This window comes from Natronincola ferrireducens, from assembly GCF_900100845.1.
Taxonomy (GTDB): Bacteria; Bacillota; Clostridia; order Peptostreptococcales; family Natronincolaceae; genus Natronincola_B; species Natronincola_B ferrireducens.
In genome coordinates this window covers 139,656-160,085 of record NZ_FNFP01000004.1, presented here as the reverse complement: position 1 = coordinate 160,085, position 20,430 = coordinate 139,656, and the positions used below count along the sequence as shown (strand labels likewise).

At 38.1% G+C, this 20,430-nt stretch carries 17 protein-coding genes; 11 read left to right on the top strand and 6 right to left on the bottom strand.

All coding sequences use genetic code 11. The features are described 5' to 3' along the window. Positions 1-68: 68 nt before the first annotated feature. The 3 genes from BLS22_RS10540 to BLS22_RS10530 form a co-directional block, all read right to left on the bottom strand. A complete protein-coding gene (locus BLS22_RS10540; RefSeq protein ID WP_090553717.1) occupies positions 69-1,211 on the bottom strand; it encodes a THUMP domain-containing class I SAM-dependent RNA methyltransferase in 1,143 nt (380 codons plus the stop codon). A 25-nt stretch (positions 1,212-1,236) separates the two neighbouring features. Further along, on the bottom strand, positions 1,237-1,572 hold the full coding sequence (locus tag BLS22_RS10535; protein WP_090553716.1) for a hypothetical protein: 336 nt from the start codon (positions 1,570-1,572) through the stop codon (positions 1,237-1,239). A gap of 269 nt (positions 1,573-1,841) precedes the next feature. Further along, positions 1,842-2,048 carry a helix-turn-helix domain-containing protein gene (locus BLS22_RS10530; protein ID WP_090553715.1) on the bottom strand — a complete coding sequence of 69 codons (207 nt, stop codon included), beginning with the start codon at positions 2,046-2,048 and terminating at the stop codon, positions 1,842-1,844. A gap of 593 nt (positions 2,049-2,641) precedes the next feature. Between BLS22_RS10530 and BLS22_RS10525 the strand changes: the two genes are divergently transcribed. Genes BLS22_RS10525 through BLS22_RS10515 form a run of 3 tightly spaced genes read left to right on the top strand, consistent with a single transcriptional unit; the run spans position 2,642 to position 7,598 of the window. Next, positions 2,642-3,880, top strand: a complete 1,239-nt coding sequence (locus BLS22_RS10525; protein WP_090553714.1) for an efflux RND transporter periplasmic adaptor subunit — start codon at positions 2,642-2,644, stop codon at positions 3,878-3,880. Then, entirely contained in the window at positions 3,880-6,999 is a 3,120-nt protein-coding gene (locus tag BLS22_RS10520) for an efflux RND transporter permease subunit (RefSeq protein WP_090553713.1), read from the top strand. The genes BLS22_RS10525 and BLS22_RS10520 overlap by 1 nt, the downstream gene beginning before the upstream one ends. A gap of 14 nt (positions 7,000-7,013) precedes the next feature. Then, positions 7,014-7,598, top strand: a complete 585-nt coding sequence (locus tag BLS22_RS10515) for a TetR/AcrR family transcriptional regulator (protein ID WP_090553712.1) — start codon at positions 7,014-7,016, stop codon at positions 7,596-7,598. A 19-nt stretch (positions 7,599-7,617) separates the two neighbouring features. Here the strand turns inward: BLS22_RS10515 and BLS22_RS10510 are convergent, their stop codons facing one another. After that, a complete protein-coding gene (locus BLS22_RS10510) occupies positions 7,618-7,881 on the bottom strand; it encodes a hypothetical protein (RefSeq protein ID WP_090553711.1) in 264 nt (87 codons plus the stop codon). Between the two features lie 294 nt (positions 7,882-8,175). Further along, positions 8,176-9,468: a branched-chain amino acid transport system II carrier protein gene (brnQ, locus tag BLS22_RS10505; RefSeq protein ID WP_090553710.1), complete on the bottom strand. Its 1,293-nt coding sequence runs from the start codon at positions 9,466-9,468 to the stop codon at positions 8,176-8,178. 242 nt (positions 9,469-9,710) lie between these two features. Here brnQ and BLS22_RS10500 point away from each other — a divergent pair, with 242 nt between their 5' ends. Then, the gene (locus BLS22_RS10500; RefSeq protein WP_176762138.1) at positions 9,711-10,790 is read left to right on the top strand and encodes an HD-GYP domain-containing protein; all 1,080 of its coding nucleotides are present in this window, start codon (positions 9,711-9,713) and stop codon (positions 10,788-10,790) included. 43 nt (positions 10,791-10,833) lie between these two features. Here BLS22_RS10500 and BLS22_RS10495 read toward each other — a convergent pair whose 3' ends face one another. After that, entirely contained in the window at positions 10,834-12,051 is a 1,218-nt protein-coding gene (locus BLS22_RS10495; RefSeq protein WP_090553708.1) for a dicarboxylate/amino acid:cation symporter, read from the bottom strand. A 343-nt stretch (positions 12,052-12,394) separates the two neighbouring features. Here BLS22_RS10495 and BLS22_RS10490 point away from each other — a divergent pair, with 343 nt between their 5' ends. The 7 genes from BLS22_RS10490 (at position 12,395) to BLS22_RS10460 (ending at position 20,415) form a co-directional block, all read left to right on the top strand. Continuing rightward, positions 12,395-13,171 (top strand): IclR family transcriptional regulator, encoded by a 777-nt coding sequence (locus BLS22_RS10490; protein ID WP_090553707.1) that lies wholly within the window; start codon positions 12,395-12,397, stop codon positions 13,169-13,171. A 19-nt stretch (positions 13,172-13,190) separates the two neighbouring features. Beyond that, positions 13,191-14,024, top strand: coding sequence for a 3-methyl-2-oxobutanoate hydroxymethyltransferase (panB, locus tag BLS22_RS10485; RefSeq protein WP_090553706.1), 834 nt, complete (start codon positions 13,191-13,193; stop codon positions 14,022-14,024). Between the two features lie 13 nt (positions 14,025-14,037). Continuing rightward, entirely contained in the window at positions 14,038-14,955 is a 918-nt protein-coding gene (locus tag BLS22_RS10480; protein WP_090553705.1) for a ketopantoate reductase family protein, read from the top strand. Positions 14,956-15,065: 110 nt separating this feature from the next. Next, entirely contained in the window at positions 15,066-16,313 is a 1,248-nt protein-coding gene (locus BLS22_RS10475; RefSeq protein ID WP_090553704.1) for a M20 family metallopeptidase, read from the top strand. 244 nt (positions 16,314-16,557) lie between these two features. Further along, positions 16,558-16,866 carry a YhdT family protein gene (locus BLS22_RS10470; RefSeq protein WP_090553703.1) on the top strand — a complete coding sequence of 103 codons (309 nt, stop codon included), beginning with the start codon at positions 16,558-16,560 and terminating at the stop codon, positions 16,864-16,866. Positions 16,867-16,881: 15 nt separating this feature from the next. Further along, positions 16,882-18,375, top strand: a complete 1,494-nt coding sequence (gene panF / locus BLS22_RS10465; RefSeq protein WP_090553702.1) for a sodium/pantothenate symporter — start codon at positions 16,882-16,884, stop codon at positions 18,373-18,375. Positions 18,376-18,783: 408 nt separating this feature from the next. Continuing rightward, positions 18,784-20,415: an OPT/YSL family transporter gene (locus BLS22_RS10460; protein ID WP_090553701.1), complete on the top strand. Its 1,632-nt coding sequence runs from the start codon at positions 18,784-18,786 to the stop codon at positions 20,413-20,415. The last annotated feature ends 15 nt before the right edge of the window (positions 20,416-20,430 follow it).

Here is a 20,430-nt window from a genome sequence, read left to right as displayed (position 1 = left end):
TCTCACAGGACTAATCATTCTTTAAACCTAAAACCCTTTTAGTTAAGGTTTTCATTATTCATTATTCATTATTCATTGGTCTTTGGAGGTCTTGGACCATAGTACTGATAATAGTTACATTCAATTCGTCCGTTGTAAAGCTTCCGCTTTTTATCAGCTTTTTTTCCAAATAATTTTTCAAATTCAGGGTGGGAGGTGATGATATAATGGGACCAAGTGTCTAGTTTATCAAAAACCTTTCCCATGGTTTTATAAAGATTTTCTACTTCCCTTCTTTCCCCCAATCGTTCTCCATAAGGGGGATTACAAACAATACAGCCGTATTCAAACCTAGAGCCTAAATCCTTTATATCAAGTTTTTGAACATGGATATCATCTTCTAAAAAAGCTTCTCCTATATGGTGTCTTGCAAGGCTTAATACTTCTCCGTCTATATCAGAGCCATAGACCCTTAAAGGTCTATCATAGTTAGCTAAATCATGGGCCTCTTTTCTAGCCTCCCGCCATACCTCTCTAGAAATATACTCCCATTCCTCTGCTGCAAAATTTCTATTCATACCCGGCGCTATATTTTTTCCTATTAAAGCTGCTTCTATAGGGATTGTCCCTGAACCACAAAAGGGATCTATCAATACCCTGTCTGGATTCCAGTAGCTTAACAAAATCAACCCGGCAGCTAAAGTTTCCTTTAAAGGAGCCTTATTAGATAATGTTCGATAACCACGTTTATGTAGTCCTGTCCCACTGGTATCTATGGTGAGGGTAGCAACATCCTTTAAAAGTCCCACTTCTATAGTGTATTGCCCCTTTTCTTCCTTAAACCAAGTGGTATTATAGTTTTTCTTTAAGCTTTCTACTACAGCTTTCTTTACAATAGCTTGACAATCTGGGACACTGGCAAGCTGAGATCTGATGGATTTACCCTCCACAGGAAATATTCCATCCTCTGGTATCCAGTGGCTCCAGGGCAAAGCCTTTGTCTTTTCAAATAATTCTTCAAAGGTGGTGGCTTTAAACTCACCCATTTTTATGAAAACTCTATCAGCCGTTCTTAGCCATAGATTACATCTAGCAATGGCCATCTCATCTCCAGTGAAGGTAACACTACCGTTTTCTACTTTAATGTCCTCATAGCCTAAATCCTTAATTTCTCTAGCCACCACTGCTTCTAAACCAAAGGCGGCAGTGGCAATCAATTCTATTTTTTTCACAATATCTCTCCTGTTCTATATCCTGCTATTTTTTCTTCTGCTGAATTTTGTTGGCCTCTTTTTCTACCCATTTCCACATAAGGCTTCCCCAAACAATCCCCCCCAAACCAAATCCTCCAATTACCCAAAGATTATTGGGATTAGAAAAACCTTCTATTATTTTCCTAAGGGAAAAACCCCCTTGAAAAATAGTTGTTAGAATTATAAAAATAATACCTGTAGATATGCCCCAATTCACGATCCCATGCTTTATTATATAATGAACTTTACCCTTATTATACAATTCTATTAATGTTTTATGCTTATCCTTTGCAGTATTCTTTTGTAGTCTTTGGTTTTTGGGCTGTTTGTTATTCTTCAATAGGTTCACCTCTTCTTTGTAAAATCCATGGTTTAAAGCTGGATTTTTGTATTATTATACCAAATAAAAGCCTTCAATTGTTACCTAAATTATTATACACCTTAACCCAAACTAAAAGACAGCAGAAAATAGCTTCCCTGCTGTCAAGAACTTATATTTTTTCTATTTTATCTTCTATAGATTGCTAGTACTGTTGCTTCTTTTTGAAACAGTATATTAAAGACTAAAGTTCAGAAACAGGAGATTTATCCTGTGATTTAAGCCTTATTTTACGATTGGGATTTTACTATTAAATCATCGATAACAATCCCCAGTGCTTCTGCTATGGATACTATTTTATTAAATGAGGGATTCTTTTTATCGCCCCTTTCTAATTCCTCAATATAGCTTTTAGAGATATGGGTAAGCTTTGAAACATCCATGGTGGTATAACCTTTCTTCATCCTCATTTCCCTTATTTTAAAGCCATTCAACATACTAAATCCCCCTTCGAAAGTGAAAATATAGTGATGCTGGATATTTAATATTCTTCCTTTAACATATGCACTGCCTTTATATATATATTCTTCATTAAAAGATTCTTCCCTTTATAATTTTATAATGTTTTAATAATTTAAAGAAAAATAAGAGTTAAGTCTCATGCTTTGATGAATTTTAAATTTCTTACAAATCATCGCTACTGATATTTTCAATACGGAATTTCACAATAACCTTTGCCAATCCATTCCCTATAACTACAATTTATAGTTATAATATTTACATAACTTCTTGGTTTTGAACATTATTTTTTAGGATATATGTGGATATGTTTATAGGATTTCTGTGGGTAATGTGCATAAGTCTGTTGATAATTGGTTTTTGAAGGGGACAAGCATGTGGGTAATGGTGTTAATAAAAACAACCTTATCCACAAGATATAAGGTTGTTTTTATAGGTATTATTTCTTTCTGTAAAAAAACAATCCATTTCTACATTTTTAGGCTTTTCCACCAGTTGACATTGTTTACCAAAAAAATTATAATTAGGTAGACTGACTGTTCGGTCGGATTAATTGAACGGAGGTTTTAAAATGTCAAAACGGATTTCGTTGCTTATTTTTTTTCTTATTTTACTTAATCTTTTATTGATGGGGTGTAGCGGTGATGCCGCCCTCAAAGCCCAAGCAGATCAAGAAAACGTCTTTGCTGTAGAGGTAATGAAGCCTCAGTTAGGGGATATCTCCCAAAGTATTACTTTAAGTGGTCAGCTACAGGCGGTTGATGCTGTCACAGTTATTCCGGAAATTCAGGGTCTATTAGAGGTCAAAACCTTAAACGTCAAGCTTGGTGATTATGTCACAAGGGGTGATGTTTTATTTGTGTTGGACAGAGAGTCCATTGAAGACCATGTAGCCTCTTCCCAGTTGGCCTACGAAACCAGTTTGGCAAATTATCATTTACAGAAAGAGATTTTAGAAGAACAAATAGCTAATGCTAGACTTGGCTATGAAGCTGCTAAGAAGAACTACGACAATGCCAAAACAAATTTTGATAGAATAGAGCAGCTATACAAGGCTGGGGCTGTTTCTCAACAGGATTATGAACAGGCTAAACTAATGGCTTCTGATATACCCTATCAACAGGCTAAATTAAATTATGAAAATAGGAAAGCCTCTCAAGCACAGCTTTCCCTCTATGAAGCTCAGCTGGAACAGGCCAAAACTGCCTACACCAATAGCTTAAAAAACTTAGACAATACCATTGTTACTGCACCTATAAATGGTATTGTATCCTCTCTACAAATTCAAGAAAAGGGTTTGGTATCCCCCCAGCCTGCATTGACAATTACAGATATATCCACCCTTGAAGCTGTTATACAGGTTACAGAGGGGATGATTAATCGAGTTATTGAAGCAGATAATGTCAACCTTGTGATTCCCTCCATCTCCGATGAGATAAGAAAAGGGTTCTTCACTACTATTAATCCAGTGGCTGATCCTATGACCCAACTCTACACCATTAAAATACAAGTGGATAACCCTCAAGGGATCATCAAACCTGGGATGTTTTCCCATATTTATATTAATACCAATGAAAAAGCAGATGTAGTAACCCTTCCTAGTGATGCTGTTCTTCAAGAGGGTGGAAACTTTTATGTTTTTGTAGTTTCCGATGAAAGAGCTGTAAGAAAAGATGTAGTGGTGGGCTTAGATAGTGGTGAATTGATTGAAGTAGTAGAAGGTATTACTACAGAAGATGTCGTCATCATCAAAGGTCAGGACTTTATAAAGGATGGTTACAAAGTCAACATAGTTAGAGGTGAGTTCTAATGAAGCTTTCTCATTTATCGGTGAAACGGCCAGTTACCACGGTGATGGTGATTTGCATTATTTTATTATTAGGCTTTGTTTCCTTAACAAAGCTGTCCATAGATTTATTACCTAATATTAATGTTCCCGTAGCTATTGTCAGCACCCAATACACAGGAGTAGGTCCCTACGAAATAGAAGACTTAGTTACTAGACCTGTAGAGGAGGTATTGGCTACCGTCAGTAATGTAAAAAATATTACCTCCACCTCCAGTGAGGGGAGCTCGGTTGTAGTAATACAATTTAATGATAGCACAGACATGGACTTAGCTACTTTAGAAATGCGGGAAAAAATCGATATGATTCAGGATTTTCTTCCTGAAGATGCCACCACTCCTAGAGTAAGTAAAATCGATCCAGGAGCCTTACCTATAATACAAATGGCTATTACGGGAGATAAAAATCTGTCAGAAATTCAGCGTATTGCTGAGGATAGGGTAAAAAGTAGATTGGAGCGTCTCCCTGGAGTAGCTTCTGTTACAGTAGCAGGGGGCTATGAAAACGAAGTGAAAATTACAGCCGATCCTGTTAAGTTACAAATGTACGGATTATCGGTTAATCATCTTGCCAATATATTACGGAGTGAAAACCTTAATCTTCCAGGGGGATTAGTAGAGAGGGGACAACGGGAGCTATTGGTTAGAACCTTAGGAGAGTTTAAAAGCATTGAAGAAATAAGAAACCTTCCTATTGTTCTAAGTAATGGTGGTATTATTCATCTAAAGGATGTTGCAGAGGTAACCCTAGCTCCTAAGGATGCCGATCGCTTATCTCGTACCAATGGGGTTTCTAGTATTATTTTAGTTATTAACAAACAATCAGATTTCAATACCGTTCAGGTTGCCAATAGAATTAATCAAGAGTTTTCCAAGCTTGATCAGGAGCTGGAGGGCATTGAATTTAACATGATTGTTGATTTGTCCGACTATATTAAGCAGTCCATTGGAAATGTTGCTCAAAACGCTATTATTGGAGGTTTGCTGGCGATTATTATCCTCTTTCTGTTTCTAAGAAATATACGAACCACCTTTATTATTGGTATAGCTATCCCTATTTCCATTATCGCCACCTTCTCCCTTATGTATTTTTCTGGGGTTACTATTAACCTCATGACCTTAGGAGGATTGGCCTTAGGCATGGGTATGCTGGTGGACAACTCCATCGTTGTATTAGAAAATATTTATCGTTTCCGTCAAGAGGGCTACTCCCGTATCGAGGCGGCAAAGGAAGGGGCTGGAGAGGTAAGCATGGCTGTTACTGCCTCCACCATCACAACGGTGGCAGTATTTTTACCTATTGTTTTTGTAGAGGGTATTACATCTATGCTGTTTAAGGAGTTAGCCATGACAGTAACCTTCTCCCTATTGGCATCCTTATTTGTGTCCCTTACCATTGTTCCTATGTTATCCTCTAAAATTTTAAAGCTGTCCCATGAGGTCCATAGAAGAACTACCCTATCTAAAAAACTATTGGATGGATTCCAGACCTTCTTTACTAAAGTAGAGGAAACCTATGGTGGGATATTGGCTTGGGGATTAAACCACAAAAAATTAACAATTTTGTTGGCTTTTGTTATCTTTGTAACATCTATAGGGTTACTCTTTACTGTTGGTGCTGAATTTTTCCCTGCTATGGACGAGGGCCTTATTACTATTGACGTAGAATTACCAACAGGTAGCAAATTGGAGGAAACCGATAAGGTGGCCATGAGGATTGAAGAACTTGTCACCGATATACCGGAGGTGGATTCAGTATTCGTTCTATTAGGTGGCGGTGGTAATATGTTTGTCAATGCCGGAGGCAGCGGCAATAGGGCTGAAGTTTTTGTAATGCTCAAGGAATTAGGTCAGCGTAATCGAAGCAGTCAAGTAATTGCCGATGAAATTCGGGGAAAAACCTCTAAAATTGCAGGTGCCCTTATATCTGTTCAGTCCATGGAGAGTCAAGGAATGGGAGCAGGCTTTTCTAGTTCTCCCATATCTATTGCCATCAAAGGTGACGATATTGAGGTTCTAAGGGAATTATCCAACAATATTGTTGCTTTGGTTGAAGGAGTTGAAGGTACCCGAGAGGTAAAATCTAGTTTTGAAGAAGGAAAACCTGAAATACAGGTAACAGTTAATAGAAGCATCGCCTCCCGCTATGGATTAACAGCTGCTCAGGTAGCCCAGTCTATCCGTGGCAATGTTCAAGGAACAGTAGCTACCCGATATAAGGTGGAGGGTACGGAGGTGGACGTAGTTATTAGAAGTCATCCTTATTTAAAGGAAAGTATAGCCAACTTCAGTCAAATGCAGTTAATGACTCCCCTAGGGGTTATGGTACCTCTAGAACAGGTAGCAAATATCTCCTTAGCTCAAGGCCCCACACGGGTTGAGCGGGATGACCAAGTGCGAACCATCAGGGTTACCTCCGACATATTAGGTAGAGATTTGCGAAGTATTGCTAAGGATATTGAAGATCAGCTGGGGGATTACCCCATGCCTGAGGGTTATTCCTATAGGTTAGGTGGAGAAAATGAGGACCTGGTAGAATCCTTTAAAAGCTTAGGTTTGGCCATTATTTTAGCTATACTACTGGTATATATGGTATTGGCCTCCCAGTTTGAATCCCTGTTACACCCCTTCACCATCATGCTTTCTGTACCCTTAGCCTTTTCTGGAGGTGCTCTAGGCTTATTTATAACCCGTAGAGCCTTAAGTGTACCAGCTATCATTGGTGTCATTGTATTGGCAGGAATAGTTGTCAACAATGCTATTGTATTAGTGGATTACATCAATATCCTCAGAGGTAAGGGGATGTCTATGAGGGAGGCTATTTTAAAGGCTGGTCCAACAAGACTCAGACCTATCCTTATGACAGCTTTAACAACTATGCTAGGTTTATTACCCTTAGCCTTAGGGATAGGTGAAGGTGCAGAAGCCCAAGCCCCCTTAGCAACAGTAGTGATCGGAGGATTATTACTTTCCACCCTCTTAACCCTGATATTTATTCCAGTTATGTATATGGTCTTTGACAGAATGTCTAGTTTTGTTAAACAAAAATTGCTTAAAAGAAAAAAAGTTTCTGTTGAAAATTAATTAGGAGGCAGATCATGAAGATCGTTCGAAGCAAAAGAGAACTGATAATCGATGGAGCTATCAAGGTTTTTGCCCGTGAGGGCTTTCACAAGGCTAAGGTTGAAGATATAGCAGACGTGGCTGGAGTGGGTAAGGGTACCATCTATGAATATTTTGAAAGTAAGAAGCATCTATTTCAAGAAACCCTGGCGTTTTCTTTAGAAATCTACGTCAGCAATATTGAGTCTGTTCTCCAAAAGCAGCAGACGACAGAAGAAAAGCTAAGAAATTTTTTTCTGTTGATTATTGGCTTTACTCAACAGCATTTAGATATATTGAAGGTATTTTCCCAAGAGATGTGGAGGCATGAGGAAGAGATTATGTCCCTTATGATAGAAACAAAGGATAGGGTTATTACCATGGTTGAGACAATATTAGCCGATGCTATAAAAGAAGAAGAATTTAGGGTGATTGACACAAAGACAGCATCTATCTCTTTTTTAGGTGGTATCAACTATATGGTTATGTATCATATTTGTATAGCCCAGGATAGGATTACGGAGGAGATAATCGACAGCTATATAAGTTTATTTATAAACGGACTAAAAAACCACCCTTAGCTGGTGGTTTTTTAGTCCATTAAGGGACCATAGAGTATCCATTATGTATATCAAAACCTAGACCGATCAGTCCCCCTAAGGCAATCAGCATAAAAATCACAATCATTAAAACCCGATCCCACTCTTTTCCTTTGGCACTTTGTCTTAGGGTATAAAGGGCAATGACGAGTAAAGGTAAGACTATAACAAGACAATAGAAGGCTAGTCCAAATTTTTTAATAAACCATTTTATAAAGTAATGTATTATTACAAACCTAGGAGCCAATAAACCTATATCTTCCATCCCTACTCCTTCTTTCTTTACTCTAAATATAAAGTATCAAGTCTTATCTTCAGTGTACTACTAAGGCTTTCCTTCTTTCATAACCAGAAGTTCAAGTACTATACCCTAGAAATAACTTGGACTGTAATTAAACGGGAAGGAGCATCTCCTCTAAATCCAGTCTCATTTCATCCTGAAGCTGTAGGGAAGGGTTCCATCTCCATAAGATGAAACCCTTCCCTACAGTTGAAAATTTACTTTATGGTAACACATTTATACCTCTCTATGCAACAAACCTCCACTTCCTATGGCTATTTAAAGATGTTGTTTTTGTCGAGGTTTTATAAATATCATCGTGACCATGGTACCTACCACAGCTGGAATAAGCCAGCCAAAACCTTGGTTTGCTAAGGGTAGCCTTGCAATCAAGTTTGTAATATAACTGAATTCTATCCCCACTGTTGATAAAGCATCAAATAGACTAACAATTAACGCCCCGAAAACAGCTCCTGGATAAGCCGACTTTCTCGGTATATATACATCAAATATATTCATAACAATTAAAACAATAACGATAGGATACAGGGTTACCAGTATGGGAATAGCCAGTCTTACTATTTTTTCCACCCCTATGTTGGCAAATACTCCGCTAAATACCACTGTTGCAATAACGATACTTTTATAGCTAAGTCTTCCATTGGAAAGCTTATTAAAATATTCTCCCGCAGTAGCCGTTAAACCAATGGAAGTGGTTAAACAAGCCAATGATACAGATATTGCTAAAGCCACCGTACCAAAGGACCCTAAAAGCTCCTGGGTGATTCCAATGATTAACTGACTTTTAGTAGTATCTGTTGTGAAAAGACCACTGGCAGTAGCACCTAAATAAATCAATCCACCGTAGACAACACCTAAGCCTATAGCAGCAATCAGTCCCGCCTGTATTGTAAGCTTAATTTGATCCTTGGTGTTGGTGTAGCCCCTTTGAACTATACTACTAATAACAATTCCAGCTAAAATAACCGAGCCTAAAGCATCCATTGTTTGATAGCCTTCTGTAAATCCTATGGAGAAGGTTTGTCCTAAGTTTGTGGTGACAGGTAGTCCGAGGGGGGCTGTGACTCCCTTGTAGATAATAATTCCCAGGACGATTAGTAAGCACGGTGTAAGAACTTTACCTATCTTATCTACAACATTTGTTGGATTTAATGAAAAGAATAAAGTAATAGAGAAGAAAATAATTGATACTAGGATAGAGCTGACTTCTGGAAATAAAGGCTGAATCCCTATCTCAAAGGTAGTGGCTCCAGTTCTAGGGATAGCCAGCAGAGGTCCTATGGCCAACATAATCATTGCCCCTAATATTTTAGCAAAAACAGGATTAACTTTATTAGCAAGATGATCCACTGTTCCTCCCGCTCTTGACACTGCTATAATTCCTAATAAAGGCATACCGACACCAGTAAGTAAAAATCCAAACATTGCCAGTATCCAGTTATCACCTGTAATGAATCCCAAGGAAGGTGGAAAAATAAGATTGCCTGCTCCTAGAAACATGGCAAACAGTGCGAATCCCACAACGATAACGTCCCTTGTTTGTTTATGCATTCTGTACAACTCCTTTACTGTTTTCATTTTCTAGTTGCATACAAACATTATACCAACATGTTATTTTTTTATCAATTTTTCAGAATTTTTATATGACAATGAATTATTTGTTTTGTTTAAATTTTGTTTTTTTATCTTTATTTTCTTTTTATTTCTCGTGTAGATTTTTTACCTGCAATATGGTATTGTAGTAACATATTTTATGTACTGACTCTCTTAGTTCAACAGAAAAGGTGATGGAAATGAGAATAATGGATTTAACTAAAGTTACGGAAGATTATACCCTTGCTGTACCGATTTTTAGTGATCAGGGAAAAATTTTGTTGTCTAAAGGGGTACCACTAAAACCTTCCTTAGTGGCTAAATTATTGGAAATAGGCCATACAAAGGTATACATACAGGACGAATTTTCCCAAGAAGAGCTTGAGGATATTATTAAACCCGAAGTACGACAAAAAGCCATTGGTCACATTAGGAAATTAGCTTCTACAGTAAAACACCCGAAGAAAGATCTGAAGGATGGTTTTAATGGGGATTTAACCATGGCAAAGGCTACTATTTCCACCGTTATAGATGAGCTTTTTTCTAAAAAGGATATTGTTATTGAACTTTTGGACTTAAAAACAATAGAAGGCTATATTTATGAACACTCTGTCAATGTTATGATTCATTCTTTGGTTTTAGGAACTACCTTGGGTTTAAATAGGAGTGATTTAGAAAAGCTGGCTTTGGCCGCTGCCCTCCATGATATAGGCATGATGTTTATTCCGGAGGAAATTTTAAGAAAAAACAGTCCTTTAACACCAGAGGAATTAAAAATTATAGAAACCCATACTACCAAAGGTTATGAATTCCTCAAGACAAAGACAGAATTAAGTCCCATTGTCCGTGTAGCCTCCCTGCAGCATCATAAACGCTACAATAACAGTGGTTATCCAAAGGATATTTCCTATGCTGATACCCATATATTTTCAAAAATTATAGCCTTAGCTGATACCTTTGATGCCATGACCTCCGATAGACCCTATCGAAGGGCTACCCCAGTATCAGAAGTGCTGGAATTTATCATGGGGAGCGGAGGAACCTTATTTGATCCCACATTGACAAAAGCTTTCATCTATAATATTAACCCTTATCCCATTAATAGTTTAGTAAAGCTAAGTGATGGTAGTGTTGGTATAGTTAAGCGAATAAACGGAAGATTTTTCACTAGACCCGTAGTACAGTTAATTATAGATTCTAATAAAAAAACAATCTCTGGAATTGTTGATTTATTAGAAAATAACACTTTGGTTATTAATGAAACTTTACAAAAAATCTAAACCAGCCCTAGAATTGTTTTCTAGGGCTGGTTTTATATGGTTTTTATACTGGTTTAACTTCTTCTGGAACTTCAAGTTCATTTTCAGTAGCTGATACAGATACAGCTACTGCAGCATCACCAACTACATTTACAGCTGTTCTAGCCATATCTAATATTCTGTCGATACCAGCTATTAGGGCGGCCCCCTCTATTGGTAATCCTACTGAGGTTAAAACCATAGTAAGCATAATGAAACCAGCCCCCGGAACCCCGGCTGTACCAATGGAAGCTAATGTAGCTGTCAATACAATTGTCAGCTGTTGGGCCATAGATAAATCCAAGCCATAAACCTGGGCTACGAACAACGCACATACTCCCTGATAAAGGGCGGTACCGTCCATGTTGATGGTCGCTCCTAAAGGTAATACAAAGCTGGCAATGCCATTAGGTACCCCTAGATTATCCTTTGCAGATTTAATCGTTACCGGCAGGGTTCCTGCACTACTGGCGGTACTAAAGGCCACCGTAGCAGCTGGAGAAATACCCTTGAAAAATTTTATTGGATTCATTTTTCCAAATATCTTTACTAAAGAAGAATAAACAATTAAGGAGTGTAGAATTACTCCTAAGTATACAGCCACAATTACCTTTAATAGAGGCATCAATACAGCAGGACCATTTAGAGCTACTACTGGGGTAATTAAAGCAAATACACCATAGGGTGCCAAGGTCATAATAAAAGCTGTGATTTTATACATAACTTCTGCTAAGCTGTCAAAGAAATTCAAGAAAGGCTTACCCTTCTCCCCTACTAATGTTACCCCTACTCCTAAAAACAGAGCAAAAACAATAATTTGAAGCATACTTCCTGTTACTAAAGCATTTAGTGGGTTACTGGGAACAATATTAATTAGTGTTTGTGATAAAGGTGGTGTCTGTCCCGGCTCTACTGCAGCATCTATAGGTATAGTTAAGCCGGCTCCTGGTTGAAAAACATTTCCTAAAATAAGTCCTATGGTTACAGCTATGGCTGTAGTAATTAGATAAAATGCTACGGTTTTTCCACCAATTCTACCCAGCTTTTTCACATCTCCTGTACTGGCTGCCCCCACAATAAGGGAAGAAAATACTAAAGGTACAATAATCATTCGAATAAGATTAAAAAATAGCGTTCCAAAGGGTGCTATATAAGTGGTTGCAAAGTCTGGCGTTCCCCCTAATATAAGACCCACAATAATACCTGCAATAAGACCGATTAATATCTTTGTTGTCAACTTCAATGTAAAACCTCCTTTTTTGTTTTCTTGAAGCTTCTATCTTAAAACCTATAAATCCCTTCTCCTTTCTTTCCCCTCCCCCCTCTTCTCCTTTATTGATAAAAGCCCCTTAATATAAAATATGTGAATAATTACTATTAAATTCAGCTTAGTAAAATATTGATAAATTATATTTTTATTTTATAGGAAAAGATTGCAGGATTCAATACTCAACATTCAATTGACAATAAATTTTAGAATTTTTAAAAAAATAAAGGAGTTTAGACATAAACATAGAATAGATTGTATAAACATTTATTGTGCAATACGATATATCGTTTCGCATTATGAGAAAGGATGTTGAAGTATGTCCCAACGATCAAATTATATTAAGTCGGTTATTAAGGCTCTTGATATTTTAGAGGTTCTAGACAAGGAAAAGGAATTGGGAATTAGTGAACTCAGCGAAAAATTGAATTGGGATAAAAGTACTGTCCATCGTCTTGTATCCACCTTGAAATTAAAGGGCTACGTTGTACAAAGTCCTACTAGCCCAAAATATAGCAATAGCTTTAAGCTATTTGAAATGGGCAACAATGTAGTGGAAAAATTAGGTCTAAGACGACAGGCCCAGCCCTTTTTAGAGGAACTCCTATCCAAAACCCACGAGACAGTTAATTTGGCTATACAGGATGGACCATACATTATCTACATTGATAAAATAGAAAGTCCTGCCACCATCAAGGTGGATTTAAGCATCGGTAAAAGACTTCCTATCTATTGCACTGGCTTAGGAAAGGCTATGTTGGCCTTTATGCCCCAGGAGACAGTAACAAATCTTTTAAAGGACCAGGTCTTTTATCCTTACACTCCAAAAACCGTAAAAAGTTTATCTCAGCTGATGGAGGAGTTAACAGAAATTAGAAGACTAGGCTATAGCATTGATGATGAAGAATATGTTGCTGATTTAAAATGTATCGCTGCCCCTATTAGAAATTACCACAACCAAGTGGTGGCCGCCATTAGTATTGCTGTGCCAAAATATCGTTATGATGAAGGGGCAGAAAATATAGGCTATGTCGAGTTAGTAAAAACCGTATGCGAGAAATTCTCTAGAGAGCTGGGCTGTAATGATTTCATTTAAAATATAAAGGAGGTTTACCATGGCAAAGATAACAATTCACAAACTAAAGGAAATGAAGGAAAAAGGAGAAAAAATCAGCATGACTACTGCCTATGATTATCCCACTGCTTACTTTGTGGATAAAGCAGGCATCGAAATTATTCTTGTAGGCGACTCCTTAGCTATGACCGTTTTGGGGCATGATTCTACTGTCCCCGTCACTATGGATGAGATGCTCCATCACATCCGCCCTGTTGTAAAGGGCGCACCAAATCCTCTTATTGTTGGGGATATGCCTTTCGGGTCTTATAACATCTCTAGGGAACAGGCCATCACTAATGCAAACCGTCTTATGAAGGAGGGGGGCTGTGATGTCATTAAGCTAGAGGGTGGTGTAGAAGTAGCCGACATCGTAAAAGCCATTGTGGATTCTGGTACCCCTGTTATGGGACATATTGGCCTTACACCCCAGACTATTTCTAAGCTTGGTGGCTTTAAGGTTCAAGGTAAAGGCGTAGAAGCAGCAGAAGCTCTGTTAAAGGACGCTTTAGCTCTAGAGGCAGCTGGGGCATGGGGTCTTATTATTGAAGCAGTCCCAGAGGAAGTCGGTAAATTGATTACTCAAAAAGTATCCATCCCTACCATTGGTATTGGTGGCGGTAGATATTGTGATGGTCAGGTTTTAGTATTTCATGATATGTTTGGTTTATTTGAAAAGTTTATTCCTAAATTTACAAAACAATATGCCAACCTTGGCCAAGAGATTGTTAAGGGACTAGAAACCTTTAAAACCGAAGTAAAAGAAAAGAAATTTCCTCAAGAAGCCAACGTCTTCAGTGGTGTTAAGGAAGAGGAGTTAAAACGTCTTTATTAAAGGAGGTATAATGATGAAAATCGCCATAATAGGAGCTGGAGCAATGGGCTCTTTATATGGTGGACTATTAGCCGAGGGGGGCCAGGAGGTTTTGCTGGTGGATGTTTGGCAGGAGCATGTGGATACCATTAATCAATGGGGTTTATCGATGGAAGGTGTCAACGGCCATAGAACTATCAAAAACATTAAAGCCACCACCAATCCCTCCTATGCCGAAGCTATGGATTTGGTTATTGTCTTTGTAAAGTCCACTATAACCCATATTGCTGTTTCTCAACACAAAAAATTATGTGATAACAATACGACTGTCCTTACCCTTCAAAATGGATTAGGAAATATAGAAAAAATAATGGAGACGATAGATAAAAAAAATATTATTGCTGGAACAACTGCTCAAGGTTGTACCCTGCTGGCACCAGGAAAAATCAATCATGCAGGTGTAGGTGATACCTATATAGGAGAACTAGATGGTACTACTTCCCCAAGGATAAAAGAAATCCATAAAGCTTTTACAGCTGGAGGTCTAAAAACCAATATTTCTAATAACGTTCTTGGGTTAATTTGGGGAAAGCTCTTAGTCAATGTAGGTATCAATGCTTTGACTGCCATTACTAATCTAAGAAATGGACAATTAGTAGAGTTTGAGGAAACAGAGGAATTGCTGGAACTAGCTGTAGAAGAGGCACTTGCTGTAGCTATGGCTAGGGGGATAGAGCTACCCTACGGTGATCCCGTAGCCCACACAAAGAAAATTTGTAGAGCTACAGCTCTAAATAAATCCTCTATGCTTCAAGACCTTTTAAACAAAAGAAAAACAGAAATAGCTATGATTAATGGGGCTGTTGTCACCGAAGGTGAAAAATTAGGTGTGAAAACACCAGTTAACAAGGTGCTTACCAATTTAATAACTGTATTAGAAAAAAATCAGTAGCCCTATTAGCTTAATAATTATCTAAATATTCTATATTATTAGAATTTTTATAGAGTTCTATAGTCTCATGATATTAATAGATGTTATTTTTAGAATTGGAGGTGTAAGGAATGACGGAAAACTTAATAGGAAACTCCTATTTGAATGTAGTGAATATGGTTAATGAAGAAGAGTTAATCTCCTTTACACAGCAATTGTTAAGAATCAACAGTGTCTATGATCCTAAAAAAGAAGGCTGCAATGAAGAAAGGGTTGCATATTTTGTTGCCGATTATTTAAAAAAGATGGGCTTAGATGTATATATAGACGAAGTAGTTCCTGGTCGTCCCAATGTTATCGCTATCCTACAGGGGGCAGAGGAGGGGAAAACCCTCTTGTTTGAAGGTCATACAGATGTAGTGACAGCCGGGGATCTAGATGAGTGGAACTATCCTCCCTTTGATGGCGTTATAGATAACGGAAACATTTATGGAAGGGGGGCCTGTGATACCAAAGGAAATCTAGCTGCTGCTATCTTTGCTGTAAAGGCCATTATTAATTCTGGGCAGAAGTTTTTCGGGAAAATTTTGCTGTGTATCCCTGTAGACGAGGAAGGTATGATGCTTGGCATCAAGGATTTTATTAAAAAAGGCTGGGCAGATGAAGTAGATGCTGCTGTAATATGTGAGCCTCAGGAAAACAATATATGTATTACTCAAAAAGGTGCTATGCGAATCATCCTTCGAGTTGAGGGAAAGATGGCCCATGGAGCTATGCCACTGGCAGGGATTAATCCTAACTGGGGTATGGCTAAGGTAATATGTGAGTTGGAAAAGCTTCAGCAGAAGGAAATCAATAGATTAGGCAAGCATCCTTACTTAGGATATCCCAGTATTACTCCTACTATCCTCATGGCCCCCAGTAAAGGAGAGGCTCAAATTAATGTTATCCCTAAGGAGTGTTATACAACATTGGATATACGGACAGTTCCAGAACAGAATCACGAGATACTGAAAAAAGAAATCCAGGAAATTATTGACAGGTTGGCTGAAGAAAACAAAGATTTTAAAGCTTCTATGGAGGTTATTGAAGAAAGACCTTGGACAGAAACACCCAAGGAGGAACATGTTGTTCAAGCCATTAGTAATGCTTATACAATATTGACGGGAAAAGAGCCTATCTACAATGGGGTTCCTGGAGCCACTGACGGTACCTTCTTAAATTGTTTAAAGGGCATTCCCATTGTCACCACTGGAGCAGGAGATCGCCTTATTCCCCATCAGGCCGATGAGTATGTGGAAATTAAAGAATTGGTGGAGACAACAAAAATCTATGCATTGACAGCCTTATTATATCTCAATGATGAAGAAGATATATAGTACTATTAGCTAAAATGAGCCTTAATTTATAATTAGATGACCAAAAGTAGATGACCAGAATCTATGATTTTGAGTCAGTCACTTAGTTTGTTTATCTAAGGGGAATTTTTTTCTTGCTGAATTGTAGCCTAAGTTACTTCGCGGATGTATTGCTTCATCTCCCACTTGCAGAGTTAGCAGGCTAAAAGCAATACATCCCGAAGGACAAAGTTTATAAAAATATTTAAAAGGGAGGTTAAAAGCTATGGCTAAAAACAAGAACGAATCAGTAGCGTTTATTGAAGACCCTCGTTACAAGCAGTGTAACAAAGAAGCTTTAATGGGGTTAGGTTTAGGTATCCTAAACTTAATTTGGTGGTTTGTTTGGGGTTATGGACTTGGCTCTAAATCACCAGAAACCTATTCTTATGTTTTGGGGATGCCCCTGTGGTTCTTTATGAGCTGTATCGTAGGCGCTATTCTCTTTTCAGCTCTAGCTATTATTATGGTGACAAAATACTTTAAGGATATGCCTCTAGGTAGAATTAACCCAGAAGAAGTAAAAAAATTATAAAAAGAGGTGAAATGCATGTCAGGTGTAAACTGGAGTGTTCTTATACCATTGGTGCTCTATTTTATTGGCGTATTTTTTATAGGATTCCATAGCATGAAATTTGTTTCTAAAGCCAGTGAAAACCAAAGCGAAGGAGATGGATTTTTAACAGAGTATCTTACTGGCGGAAGGGACCTAGGTGGCTTTGTATTGGCTATGACATTGGTTGTTACTTACCTAAGTGCCGGCAGTTTCATAGGTGGTCCCGGTTCCGCATATACCTTTGGTTTAGGTTGGATTTTTCTTGCCATGAGTCAAATGCCCACTGGTTATTTCACCTTAGCAGTGTTAGGTAAAAAATTTGCTATTATAGCTAGAAAAATCAACGCTGTCACCATTACTGATTTTATTAGAGAACGGTATAAAAACGATGTGCTGGTGGTTCTATGTTCTCTATCAATTGTTGCCTTTTTTATAGCCGCCATGGGTGCTCAATGGATTGGAGCTGCTCGTCTTATTCAAGGCTCAGTAGGTGTATCCTATCAAGTTGCTCTTTCATTCTTTGCTATTACCGTATTAATCTATACTGTTATCGGGGGATTTAGAGCCGTAGCTTTAACGGATACATTACAAGGTATCATTATGACAATAGGAACTATCGCTTTAGTAGCAGCAACTCTTGTGGCGGGGGGAGGACTATCCAACATCATTCAGAAAATGTATGAGATCAATCCTAGATTAATAACACCCTATGGTGTAACTGAAGGTTTTATGACGAAGGCATGGGTTACATCATTTTGGATTTTAGTAGGCTTTGCTGTTGTAGGCTTGCCTAGCGTTGGTATGCGAGCCATGAGCTATAAAGACAGCAAAAGCTTAAAGGATGGTATCATTTACGGTACAGTTGTTTCTATGGTTTTATTACTAGGTATGCACTTCGTAGGAGCTGCGGGTATTGTATTGGTACCTGGAATAGAATCAGGGGATTTAGTGGTGCCAGCTCTTACAACAACTTTATTCCCCGCTTGGATTGCAGGGATTATCCTTGCAGGACCTCTAGCAGCCGTCATGTCTACTGTGGACTCACAATTATTGATTGTAGTAGGTGCTATCGTCAACGATCTCATCTCCAACTATATTAATCCAAACCTAAAGAAAAATCAAAAGTTAACAGCTAAAATCAGTTTTATTAGTACGATTATTGTGGGGATTATTATTTTTTTCGTGGCCTTTAATCCACCACCCCTTATGGTGTGGTTAAACCTATATGCCAATGCCGGCCTTATTTCAACCTTCCTTTGGCCTATTCTATTAGGGCTTTACTGGAAAAGAGCCAATGCACCTGGTGCCTTTGCTTCTATTGTTACAGGAGTAGGAGCCTATATATTATTCAGTAAAATATGGACTCGGCCTCTAGGTATGCACACCATAGCTCTACCACTAATTCTTTCACTCATTGCCTTTGTAGTAGTAAGTTCCTTCACTGAAAGGCCCTCTGATAAAATTTTAAAAACCTTCTGGGGTATCTAATCATTTCATTAACATACAGGGAAGGGTGTGCTTCACCCTTCCCTGTGGTAATCTACATAAATGTATTTTGAACTTGCTACCCTCAAAAAGGGTACAGTAAATCAAGGTTTAGTATCTTTCCATAACCCTTGATGGTAGATATTCATGTTATTCATCTCAAGTAATAAGAGCATAAGGTTTATTATTTCTCAGTACAGTATAAATTATATACAATAGCTTTTTTGCAACAGCACCTATTGTCGTAAAATGACGTTTATTCTTATTGTAATGAGCACTTAGAACAGGATCACGAAAAAATCCAACATTAGATAGCTCTTCTAAGATATGGAGGATCTTTATTTCAGCTTAGATAAGTAGCATTTAAGAGTGGAAGATTCATTAAGTTTATTATACGAGGAGGTTAGTAAAATGGACGTTTCTAAAAAAGAAGTGCGTTATGCCAAAAGCTTTAAGGAGCAGCTTACTTTGAGGGGACTAATCATTGGGGCTATCGGTGCCGTCATTATCACCACCAGTTCTATGTATGTAGCCCTTAGAATGGGGGCCCTGCCATGGCCCACTATATTTGTTGCTGTTATGTCTATGACAATTTTAAAGGCTATGGGGAAAACAAACTTAAATGAAATCAATGTAACCCATACTGCTATGTCAGCTGGTGGTATGGTGGCAGGAGGCTTAGCTTTTACGATTCCTGGAATTTGGATGTTAAATAGCGATGCTGAGGTTAGCTTTTTAACCCTATTGGTTGTTACTTTATCTGGAACGGTTTTAGGTGTAATTTTTACAGCATTAGTTAGAAAATATTTTATCGAAGGAGAAAAACTTCCCTTTCCAATGGGTATTGCTGCATCAGAAACTGTTTTAGCAGGAGATGAAGGGGGAGGAAAGGCTAAAACGTTATTTTCAACTTTAGGTATTACAGCAGTATTCACTGCCCTTCGAGACGGATTTGGATTGATTCCAGGTGCTTGGATGTCAACAAAGCTTATGGCCAAAAATATATTTTTTGGCGTATGGATTTCACCAATGGCGGTGGCCATTGGTTATATTATCGGACCATTGTTTACTGGGGTCTGGTTTTTAGGAGCTGTATTAGCTTACTTCTTTATCATTCCAGTAGGTGTAGGAGCAGGATGGTTTCCTGATGTAGGGGTTGCCACTGCCTTCAAAGATAGTCTAGGAATAGGTCTTATGGTGGGGACAGGAATAGGTATACTTTTAAAAGGAATTATTCCAAAGGCCAAAGAAATTTATGGACCTATGGTTAGCGGCAAGGCAGCAAAAGAAGGTGGTGTCAATTTAAAATGGGCCCCTATAGCCTTTGCTTTAATTGCCTTTTTATTAACAGCCCTTACTGATATGAGATTAATTCCTAGTATATTGACCATCCTAGGGGTTTGGTTGACAACAGCTATGGCTGCCTCCATTACAGGTCAAACAGGTATCAATCCAATGGAGATTTTTGGTATAATTATTTTACTGGCAGTAAAAGGTTTAGCAAATACAGGTGGAGTAGAAGCCTTTTTAATCGCTGGTGTTGTAGCAGTTGCCTGTGGTTTAACGGGAGATGTACTAAATGATTTCAAATCAGGTTATATTTTAAAAACTGACCCTAAGGCTCAGCTTATCTCGGAAGCTGTAGGAGGTATTATAGGAGCTATTGTATCGGTTATTGTATTATTTGTTATGTTTAAAGCCTATGGTTCTATGGGGCCAGGAACAGAATTGCCTGCACCCCAAGCCTATGCTGTTTCAACAATGGTTGGGGGTTTGCCAAATACCTTTGCATTTATTGTGGGTTTAGTATTGGGAGTAGCCCTATACTTATTTAATATTCCTGGTATGACTTTAGGTATAGGTATATACTTACCAATGTTTATTTCTACAGCTGTTTTCTTAGGAGGATTTTTAAACTTTATCATCTCTAAAATCAAACCAAATACCAGTGATAAAGGTGTTATTGTTTCCTCAGGTATGTTAGGTGGAGAAGGTGTAACAGGGGTTATTATAGCCATCATTAAAGTTATTACTATGGGATAAATAAAAGGAGGCTGT

What these genes read in the sequence shown, in the direction of transcription:
- BLS22_RS10530 (WP_090553715.1), bottom strand. Translation starts at nt 2,048, where the DNA reads ATGTTGAATGGCTTTAAAATAAGGGAAATGAGGATGAAGAAAGGTTAT.
- BLS22_RS10525 (WP_090553714.1), top strand. Translation starts at nt 2,642, where the DNA reads ATGTCAAAACGGATTTCGTTGCTTATTTTTTTTCTTATTTTACTTAAT.
- BLS22_RS10520 (WP_090553713.1), top strand. Translation starts at nt 3,880, where the DNA reads ATGAAGCTTTCTCATTTATCGGTGAAACGGCCAGTTACCACGGTGATG.
- BLS22_RS10515 (WP_090553712.1), top strand. Translation starts at nt 7,014, where the DNA reads ATGAAGATCGTTCGAAGCAAAAGAGAACTGATAATCGATGGAGCTATC.
- BLS22_RS10510 (WP_090553711.1), bottom strand. Translation starts at nt 7,881, where the DNA reads ATGGAAGATATAGGTTTATTGGCTCCTAGGTTTGTAATAATACATTAC.
- brnQ (WP_090553710.1), bottom strand. Translation starts at nt 9,468, where the DNA reads ATGCATAAACAAACAAGGGACGTTATCGTTGTGGGATTCGCACTGTTT.
- BLS22_RS10500 (WP_176762138.1), top strand. Translation starts at nt 9,711, where the DNA reads ATGAGAATAATGGATTTAACTAAAGTTACGGAAGATTATACCCTTGCT.
- BLS22_RS10490 (WP_090553707.1), top strand. Translation starts at nt 12,395, where the DNA reads ATGTCCCAACGATCAAATTATATTAAGTCGGTTATTAAGGCTCTTGAT.
- panB (WP_090553706.1), top strand. Translation starts at nt 13,191, where the DNA reads ATGGCAAAGATAACAATTCACAAACTAAAGGAAATGAAGGAAAAAGGA.
- BLS22_RS10480 (WP_090553705.1), top strand. Translation starts at nt 14,038, where the DNA reads ATGAAAATCGCCATAATAGGAGCTGGAGCAATGGGCTCTTTATATGGT.
- BLS22_RS10475 (WP_090553704.1), top strand. Translation starts at nt 15,066, where the DNA reads ATGACGGAAAACTTAATAGGAAACTCCTATTTGAATGTAGTGAATATG.
- BLS22_RS10470 (WP_090553703.1), top strand. Translation starts at nt 16,558, where the DNA reads ATGGCTAAAAACAAGAACGAATCAGTAGCGTTTATTGAAGACCCTCGT.
- panF (WP_090553702.1), top strand. Translation starts at nt 16,882, where the DNA reads ATGTCAGGTGTAAACTGGAGTGTTCTTATACCATTGGTGCTCTATTTT.
- BLS22_RS10460 (WP_090553701.1), top strand. Translation starts at nt 18,784, where the DNA reads ATGGACGTTTCTAAAAAAGAAGTGCGTTATGCCAAAAGCTTTAAGGAG.